Origin of the sequence: Cupriavidus phytohabitans, from assembly GCF_017815025.1 — a bacterium.
Classification (GTDB): Bacteria; Pseudomonadota; Gammaproteobacteria; order Burkholderiales; family Burkholderiaceae; genus Cupriavidus.
In genome coordinates, this window is the sequence record NZ_JAGIQB010000013.1 from 144,384 (window position 1) to 150,609 (window position 6,226).

The following is a 6,226-nucleotide window of genomic DNA, read 5'->3' on the forward strand; positions in this document are numbered from 1 at the left end:
CGGGGCTCAATAGGGTTTGAAATAGTCGAACGGCTCGCGGCAATCCAGGCAGCGGTACAGCGCCTTGCACGCCGTCGAGGCGAAGCGCGAGATTTCCTGCGTGTGCAAGCTGCCGCAGCGCGGGCAGGCGACGCGGTCCGGGGCGCCGGCGCGCGCGGCACGCGGGACGAAGCGCAACGGTTGCGCCGTCGCCGGTGCGTCGCACTGGCCGGGCGGCGCGATACCGAATTCGCGCAATCGTTCACGCGCGGCTGGGGTGATCCAGTCGGTGGTCCACGCCGGCGCCAGCACGGTGCGCAGGCGCCACGGCGCCAGGCCGGCGGCGTCGAGCGCCTGGCCGATGTCTTCGGCGATCTGTGACATCGCCGGACAGCCGGAGTAGGTGGGTGTAATCGTGACTTCCAGCGTGCCGTCGGCATCGGCGGCGATGCCGCGCAGGATGCCGAGGTCGCGGATCGACACCACCGGGATCTCCGGGTCGGGAACCGCTTCGAGCGCCGCCCACGCCTTCGCGACGCGCGCATCGGCGGCAGCTTTCGCTGGGTGGGGCAGGGTGGTGACGTTCATGCCGGTCAATCCTTTGCGGCGAAGCGGGCGCTTACCATTGGGCGCCCGGATGGGCTCGCGCCAGCCCCTGCATCTCGCCCAGCAGGTAGCTCATGTGTTCGGAATGCACGCCGAGCTTGCCGGTCGAGACAAAGCTGCTCGCAGGCGGTAGCGCCAGCGTGGCGGCTTGCAAGGTCTCGGCAACGGTCGCATCCCAGGCCGATCGCAGCGAGGCGGTGACGATGCCGATTCCCTGTGCCGCGGCTTCGGCTTCCACCGGGTCTTCGGCAAAGCACTCATTCATATAGGGCAGCAGGTGGTCCAGGGCCCGCTGCATGCGGACGTGCGACGCTTCGGTGCCGTCGCCCAGGCGCACTACCCAGCCGGCGGCATGGTGCAGGTGGTAGCGCGCCTCCTTGACTGACTTTGCGGCGATGGCGGCGAGTTGCGCGTCGCCGCTGGACTGCAGCGCTTCCCACAACTCCACCATCAGCGCGCTGTACAGGAAGTTGCGCATGATGGTGACCGCGTAGTCGCGCTCCGCGGCGGCGGTGCCGGCCAGCGGGCCGCGATGGGGCAGTTCCACCAGCGTCCAGTTGCGGAAATCGCGCTCGGCGCGCCAATAGGCATAGTCGTCTTCATGGCGCGGCAGGCCGGTCAGTTCGCCTTCCAGTTCGCCGGCGCGCCCATACAGCAGGCGCGCCTGGCCGATCAGGTCGAGGCTGATGTTGGCCAGCGCAATGTCTTCTTCCAGCACCGGGCCGTGGCCGCACCACTCGGCATTGCGCTGGCCGAGCACCAGCGCGTTGTCGGCCAGGCGCAGCACGTAGCGCAGCGCGGCGGCGCGGGCCGGCGGCAGATGATCCAGGGAGGCGGGTTGCGGGGACGCGGTCATCGTGCGTGGCCCTTACATATGGTTGACTTCGTCGGGCAGCTGGTAGAACGTCGGATGCCGGTAGATCTTGTCAGCCATGGGGTCGAACAGCTCCGGCTTTTCCTCCGGCACGCTCGCCGTAATGGCGGCGGACGGCACCACCCAGATCGACACGCCTTCCTGACGCCGCGTGTAGACATCTCGCGCCATGTGCAGCGCCTGTTGCGCATCGGCGGCGTGCAGGCTGCCGCAATGCTTGTGCTCCAGGCCTTGCTTGCTGCGCACGAACACTTCCCACAGCGGCCATTCCTTGCGGTTCATTGTTGTCTCCTCAATCCTCGTGCCCGGGATGCAGCATTGGTCAGGCGGCGGCGCGGCGCTCGCCCGCTTCGCGCTCGGCCAGCTTGGCGGCGTGGGCGAGCGCGGCTTCGCGGACCCAGGCGCCTTCCTCGTGCGCCTTGACGCGCGTGGCCAGGCGTTCCTTATTGCAGGGACCGTCGCCGTTGATCACGCGCCAGAACTCGTCCCAGTCCAGCGGGCTGTAGTCATAGTGGGCGCGCTCGGCGTTCCATTGCAGTCCCGGGTCGGGCAGCGTCACACCCAGCACCCGCGCTTGCTCCACCGTGGCATCGACGAACTTCTGGCGCAGATCGTCATTCGAGATGCGCTTGATGCCCCAGGCCATGGTCTGCGCGCTGTTGGTCGAGGCCGCGTCGGGCGGGCCGAACATCATCAGCACCGGGAACCACCAGCGGTTGACCGCGTCCTGCACCATCTCGCGCTGGGCGTCGGTGCCACGCATCATCGCGAGCAGCGCGTCGAAGCCCTGGCGCTGGTGGAACGACTCCTCCTTGCAGATGCGGATCATGGCGCGTGCATACGGCCCATATGAGCAGCGGCACAATGGGATCTGGTTCATGATCGCCGCCCCGTCCACCAGCCAGCCGATCACGCCGACGTCGGCCCAACTCAGCGTCGGGTAGTTGAAGATCGACGAATACTTGGCCTTGCCGCTGTGCAGCGCGTCGACCAGCTCGTCGCGGGAGACATCCAGCGTTTCGGCCGCGGAGTACAGGTACAGGCCGTGGCCGCCTTCGTCCTGCACCTTGGCCAGCAAGATCGCCTTGCGCTTGAGTGACGGCGCGCGGCTGATCCAGTTGCCCTCGGGCAGCATGCCGACAATCTCTGAATGCGCGTGCTGGGAAATCTGCCGCACCAGTGTCTTGCGGTAGGCCGCCGGCATCCAGTCCTGCGGCTCGATCTTGCCGTCGGCTGACATACGCGCGTCGAAAGCGGCCTGGCGGACGTCATCGTCCCGAGGGGTGGCGATCTGTGCGGAGTCCGAGTGGCCGGGAACGTCCAGGCTTTGGGTGTACATAGCGCCTCCTCTGGCGGGGGCCGCGGACGGTGGGGGACCGTTGGCGCGGCGGCTGGCCCTATTATATATAAGCCGACCGGTCGGTCAATTTAAGGCGAGCCGGGTTGTGCTGACTGTCGCCGTGGCAGCGCTGGCGCGTGACGGTCTGCGCACGTGTAGTATCTAAGGCGGAGCGGCCTTCTGCCGTCCAACTCCTTATTCCCTTTGTCTACGGAGGTTACGCAAATGGCAAGCGCGGCATACAGCAAGATCGTGGTGGCGGTGGATGGCAGCAGCACGTCGGGACTGGCGCTGGCCGAAGCCATCCGCGTAGCGGCACCGGGCGGTGCCATGGTGCTGGCGCTCTATGTCGTCGACACGGGTACGCCGATGTTCGACGTCGGCTACTACGATCCGAGCCAGCTGCAGAAGGCATTCGAGGAAAGCGGCCAGCGCGCGCTGCAGGACGCCGCGCAGCAACTGTCGGCGGCCGGCGTGCCGCATGAAACCCGGCTGGTCAGCGAGGCGCCGGTGCCCGGCGATATTGGCGCATCGATCAACGAAGCCGCGCGCCAGTGGGGCGCGGATCTGCTGGTAATTGGCACGCACGGGCGGCGTGGCGTGCGCCGGCTGGTACTGGGCAGCGTGGCGGAAGCCGTGATCCGGCAGTCGACCACGCCGGTGCTGCTGGTGCGTGGCGAAGCCAAGGCCGACTGAGCATGCGCAAGACGCCGGGCTGGCCCGGCGTCTCGGCTTGGATGCGGTGTCAATCGCGGCGGGTCAGCCGGCGAAGCGGAAATGGCCACTGCGCAGCACGATCTCGCGCGCCTGTGTCAGCTCGAACAGGCTTTCGGCGAGGCTTTCGATGCGCTGGCGATTACTGGTGAAGGCGGCAACCAGGTCTTCCTCGCGCGGCGAGCGCGCACCGAAGTGGGCCTCAAGGGCTTCCGCGGTGACGGAATACTGGGTCGGGCTGCCATTGACCGTAGCGGGACAGGACAGCGTGAGGCTGGCTGCGCAGTAGGTCGGGACGCTGCGAGGGAACGTGATCTCAGGCATGGCGTACCTCGTGCTGGCGACGGACGTATTCGATTATTGTAGGTCGCCGTGGTCTCCCGTAAAGGTCCTTGAACGGACTGCGCGGACTGTGCGGACTGCGGTGCGCCCGGCTGTCATGGGTTGGTGCATTGCAGCAAAGGCGGCGCGGGTGGAACCGCGCTGCCATGCGACACCCTGGGCGGGCGTGTCAAAAGGCATCCGTGGTGCGTGATGCACAAAGCGCGGGCCTTGCCGGCGCTTGCTGCGCAATGTTTTGTTGCAATGGCCGGTTTCAAGAAAAAAAACCCACGCAGGTTATGCGTGGGTTGGAATCCACCGAGGTGGTGGAGGAGACAGACTTCACTATACATGGTTTGCTGCGTCGCACCAAGCTCAATTGTGTCAATGTCTGGCGATGCACACAATGATGTTGTGCCCGTACAACAACGATCGAATCGCCGGCGCTATCGAAACAAATAAGCAGCGCCTACGGCAGAAAAAATGCCGACGGTGTCGGCCACCAGTGCGCATCCCAGCGCATGCCGGGTATTCCGCACATTGATGCTGCCAAAGTAGACCGCCAAGACATAGAAGGTGGTTTCGGTCGATCCCTGGATGATGGCCGCAAGGCGTCCCTGGAATGAGTCGACGCCATAAGTCGTCATCACATCGACCATCAGCCCGCGTGCGCCGGCACCTGACAGGATTTTCATCAGGCCGACCGGCAAGGCCGGGACAAAATCAGTATTGATGCCGAGATGCGCAAAGCCCAACGTCAGCCACCCCATCAACACGTCCATGCAGCCCGTCGCCCGGAACAAGCCGATCGCAACCAGAATGGTAACCAGATAAGGGATGATCTGCACGGCCACGCCGAAACCTTCCTTCGCGCCATCGATAAAGGCCTCGTAGACGTTGACCCTCCGCAGGGCACCGCAGACCAGGAACAGCGTGATCAGCGACAGGATAAAGCCCGCGCCTGCCAATGCCGTCACGCTGCCGACCTGCTCGGGCGGCGCATGCTTCAGCCAGGCGAACATGCCGGAGAGCGCCGCAGCAACCATGCCGAAAGCGACCAGCACGGCGGGCCGCAGCAGATTGAGCCGCTGCACCCAGGCGACAGCCAGCAAACCGGCAAGGCACGAGCCACCGGTAGCCAGCAGCGTCGGCAGGAAAATGTCCGCCGCATTGAAGCCCACCAGCCCCTGCTTGACGGCAATGGCCTGTCGGATCGCGATGACCGAGGTCGGGATCAGCGTTAGTCCGGCCGTATTCAGCACGATGAACATGATCTGCGCATCGGTGGCCACGTCCGGGCGACGGTTCAGCGCCTGCAGCTCGCGCATGGCATTCAGCCCGAGAGGCGTCGCCGCGTTATCCAGGCCCAGCAGGTTAGCCGACACATTCATCATCATGGCGCCTTGCGCCGGATGGCCCTGCGGCACACCGGGGAAAAAATGCCGCAGCAATGGATTCACCAGCCGCGCAAAGGCGTCGACGACTCCGGCGCGCTCGCCGACGCGCATGATGCCCAGCCACAGGCTCATCACGCCCGCCAGTCCGAGCGCAATCTCGAAGGCCGTGCGGGAACTGTCGAACAGGCTCGACAGCATGGCGGGGAAGACAGCCAGGTCGCCGCTGGCGAGGCGAATGCATGCGGCGGCAAAGGAAACCAGGAAAAAGCCGAGCCAGACAACGTTCAGGGCCATCGGATTGCGCAAGCGAAAAGGTCAAAGCGGGAAAGTCACCCGCCAGGCAGGGCCGATCAGGCGATTTTTGCGCCGCGCTCGGCCAGCAGTTCGCGCAGGACCGACCTGTGGCAGTGCGCCTCGTCTTCGCAATAGCAGCCAAGTGAGAAATTGGTCTGGTGCGACAGCGCAGCCAGCAGGTCGAGCGTGCGGCTCGGCTCCGGCTCGCCCATTTCCTTGCGGAAATGGCGGACGAATGCTCTCCATGCCTTATCGTCTGTGGCGCCCTGCGCCTGTGAGACCAACTCTGGGGTAGGAGACAGGGCAGGGTACCAAACATCGTAATAGTCACGGCTGGCGAACTCGGACTTCGGCACGCCGCGTGGTGGTCGCCGCACTGTACCGATGCGAAGCCCTTCGTCAGCTGCGCGTGGTGTTCCCAGTCTTACGATTCGGATGGTCATGGAGGAGGTCCCGCGGTCCGGACTGCCTGCGCGGCTGCGCGAGGCTGAAGACCAGATCATGAATCATGGGGTCGTGCATGACAAACATCTGCACGTTTCTGTGACGTCTATATAGGAGGACGCTCCTGTGCCATTAAGAGCAGCTCGAGCCACGATTGTGATCGATTCGAATTATTTCCTGGAACCCCTTGCCAAGCCCCTCGGCGTCCCTTAATATTCGCCCCCTCGCAACACAACGCGGCGCTGCAAGGCAGCACTG

Annotated in this window: 8 protein-coding genes; 1 reads left to right on the forward strand and 7 read right to left on the reverse strand. The window is 65.1% G+C overall.

The genetic code is table 11. The features are described from left to right. Positions 1-6: 6 nt before the first annotated feature. The 4 genes from paaD to paaA are packed head-to-tail and all read right to left on the reverse strand — an operon-like array spanning position 7 to position 2,798. On the reverse strand, positions 7-567 hold the full coding sequence (gene paaD, locus J8I34_RS11695; protein ID WP_209775830.1) for a 1,2-phenylacetyl-CoA epoxidase subunit PaaD: 561 nt from the start codon (positions 565-567) through the stop codon (positions 7-9). A 31-nt stretch (positions 568-598) separates the two neighbouring features. Then, positions 599-1,441 carry a 1,2-phenylacetyl-CoA epoxidase subunit PaaC gene (gene paaC, locus J8I34_RS11700; protein WP_209775829.1) on the reverse strand — a complete coding sequence of 281 codons (843 nt, stop codon included), beginning with the start codon at positions 1,439-1,441 and terminating at the stop codon, positions 599-601. Positions 1,442-1,453: 12 nt separating this feature from the next. Then, positions 1,454-1,741 (reverse strand): 1,2-phenylacetyl-CoA epoxidase subunit PaaB, encoded by a 288-nt coding sequence (gene paaB / locus J8I34_RS11705; RefSeq protein ID WP_022536879.1) that lies wholly within the window; start codon positions 1,739-1,741, stop codon positions 1,454-1,456. A gap of 40 nt (positions 1,742-1,781) precedes the next feature. Beyond that, positions 1,782-2,798 (reverse strand): 1,2-phenylacetyl-CoA epoxidase subunit PaaA, encoded by a 1,017-nt coding sequence (gene paaA, locus J8I34_RS11710; protein WP_029046677.1) that lies wholly within the window; start codon positions 2,796-2,798, stop codon positions 1,782-1,784. A gap of 225 nt (positions 2,799-3,023) precedes the next feature. Here paaA and J8I34_RS11715 point away from each other — a divergent pair, with 225 nt between their 5' ends. Further along, positions 3,024-3,494, forward strand: a complete 471-nt coding sequence (locus tag J8I34_RS11715; protein ID WP_029046678.1) for a universal stress protein — start codon at positions 3,024-3,026, stop codon at positions 3,492-3,494. A 63-nt stretch (positions 3,495-3,557) separates the two neighbouring features. Here the strand turns inward: J8I34_RS11715 and J8I34_RS11720 are convergent, their stop codons facing one another. The 3 genes from J8I34_RS11720 to J8I34_RS11730 form a co-directional block, all read right to left on the reverse strand. After that, on the reverse strand, positions 3,558-3,836 hold the full coding sequence (locus tag J8I34_RS11720; protein WP_029046679.1) for a DUF1488 family protein: 279 nt from the start codon (positions 3,834-3,836) through the stop codon (positions 3,558-3,560). Positions 3,837-4,279: 443 nt separating this feature from the next. Then, entirely contained in the window at positions 4,280-5,524 is a 1,245-nt protein-coding gene (locus J8I34_RS11725; RefSeq protein ID WP_209806097.1) for a nucleoside recognition domain-containing protein, read from the reverse strand. A 56-nt stretch (positions 5,525-5,580) separates the two neighbouring features. Continuing rightward, positions 5,581-5,967: a DUF488 domain-containing protein gene (locus tag J8I34_RS11730; RefSeq protein WP_209806098.1), complete on the reverse strand. Its 387-nt coding sequence runs from the start codon at positions 5,965-5,967 to the stop codon at positions 5,581-5,583. Positions 5,968-6,226 lie beyond the last annotated feature (259 nt).

Coding starts and splice junctions, on each gene's coding strand:
- J8I34_RS11715 (WP_029046678.1), top strand. CDS start 3,024: ATGGCAAGCGCGGCATACAGCAAGATCGTGGTGGCGGTGGATGGCAGC.
- J8I34_RS11725 (WP_209806097.1), bottom strand. CDS start 5,524: ATGGCCCTGAACGTTGTCTGGCTCGGCTTTTTCCTGGTTTCCTTTGCC.
- paaA (WP_029046677.1), bottom strand. CDS start 2,798: ATGTACACCCAAAGCCTGGACGTTCCCGGCCACTCGGACTCCGCACAG.
- J8I34_RS11730 (WP_209806098.1), bottom strand. CDS start 5,967: ATGACCATCCGAATCGTAAGACTGGGAACACCACGCGCAGCTGACGAA.
- paaD (WP_209775830.1), bottom strand. CDS start 567: ATGAACGTCACCACCCTGCCCCACCCAGCGAAAGCTGCCGCCGATGCG.
- J8I34_RS11720 (WP_029046679.1), bottom strand. CDS start 3,836: ATGCCTGAGATCACGTTCCCTCGCAGCGTCCCGACCTACTGCGCAGCC.
- paaB (WP_022536879.1), bottom strand. CDS start 1,741: ATGAACCGCAAGGAATGGCCGCTGTGGGAAGTGTTCGTGCGCAGCAAG.
- paaC (WP_209775829.1), bottom strand. CDS start 1,441: ATGACCGCGTCCCCGCAACCCGCCTCCCTGGATCATCTGCCGCCGGCC.